This window comes from Mycoplana rhizolycopersici (genome assembly GCF_013378445.1).
GTDB classification, from domain to species: domain Bacteria; phylum Pseudomonadota; class Alphaproteobacteria; order Rhizobiales; family Rhizobiaceae; genus Mycoplana; species Mycoplana rhizolycopersici.
The window spans coordinates 1-1,218 of sequence record NZ_JABXYK010000044.1; the positions used below are offsets into that span (position 1 = coordinate 1).

Consider the following 1,218-nt stretch of genomic DNA (forward strand, 5'->3'; position numbering starts at 1 on the left):
TGAATAGCCCCTAGATTTGTAGACACCTTCTCCCCTAAATTTGAGGCAGGAGGCCTACATGGGCAAAGCCAATTTCACTGAAGAGTTCAAGCGCGACGCGGTGCGTCAGATCACCGAGCGGGGCTATCCGGTAGCGGAGGTCTCTCAGCGGCTGGGGGTCAGCCAGCATTCGCTCTACGAGTGGAAGAAGAAGTTCGGCACGTCGAACGGCAAAGCCAGCGACGAGGCCGACGAGGTCAGGCGGCTGAAGAAGGAACTGGCTCGCGTCACCGAGGAGCGCGACATCCTAAAAAAAGCGACCGCGTACTTCGCCAGGGATGCAAAGTGAAGTACGCGTTCATATCCCTGCATCGCCTGCGGTTCTCGGTGCGGACGATGTGTCGGCTTCTCCATGTTCACCCGAGCGGGTTCTACGCCTGGCTGAAGAACCCGTTGAGCAAACGGGCCAGCGAGGACAAACGACAGACCGATCTCCTGCTTCAGGCTTGGGAAGAGAGCGGCAAGGTCTATGGCTATCGCAAGCTTCATGACGATCTGCTCGATCAGGGAGAGATGTGCAGCCCGAACCGCGTCGCACGTCTGACCCGCCTTGCGGGGATCAAGGCGCAGATCGGTTACAAGCGCCGTCCCGGCATCTACGGCGGCAGGCCATCCATTGTCATCGACAACACTCTGGACCGTCAATTCGACGTTGCTGCTCCGGACAAGGCATGGGTCACCGACATCACCTACATCCGAACCAACCAAGGCTTCGCCTATCTCGCTGTCGTCATCGATCTCTATTCCCGCCGTGTCATCGGCTGGTCGATGCAGAGCCGCCAGACGACTGATGTCGTGCTGCAGGCGTTGCTGATGGCTGTCTGGCGGCGAAAGCCAAAGGACAAGGTTCTGGTGCACTCGGATCAGGGCTCGCAATTCACCAGCATGGACTGGGCCTCGTTCCTGAAGCACCACAATCTGGTTCACTCGATGAGCCGACGCGGCAACTGCCATGACAACGCAGTCGCCGAAAGCTTCTTCAATCTCCTGAAGCGGGAGCGGATACGCCGCAGGGTCTATCGTTCACGCGACGAAGCCCGTCAGGACGTGTTCGACTACATCGAAATGTTCTACAACCCGAAACGCAAGCATGTCAGAAACGGGATGCTGTCGCCGGTAGAGTTCGAGATGCGGCAGAAAACCTAACCCGAGGGTGTCTACGAAACTCGGGGCTATTCA

The 1,218-nt window shown here is 58.1% G+C and carries 1 protein-coding gene; it reads left to right on the forward strand.

Annotated features, from left to right (window positions below):
• The first annotated feature begins 58 nt into the window (after nucleotides 1–58).
• A protein-coding gene (locus HV823_RS26305; protein ID WP_176952619.1) for an IS3 family transposase occupies nucleotides 59–1,185 on the forward strand; the annotation gives its coding sequence in 2 pieces (ribosomal slippage) (nucleotides 59–299 and nucleotides 299–1,185; 1,128 coding nt in all).
• The last annotated feature ends 33 nt before the right edge of the window (nucleotides 1,186–1,218 follow it).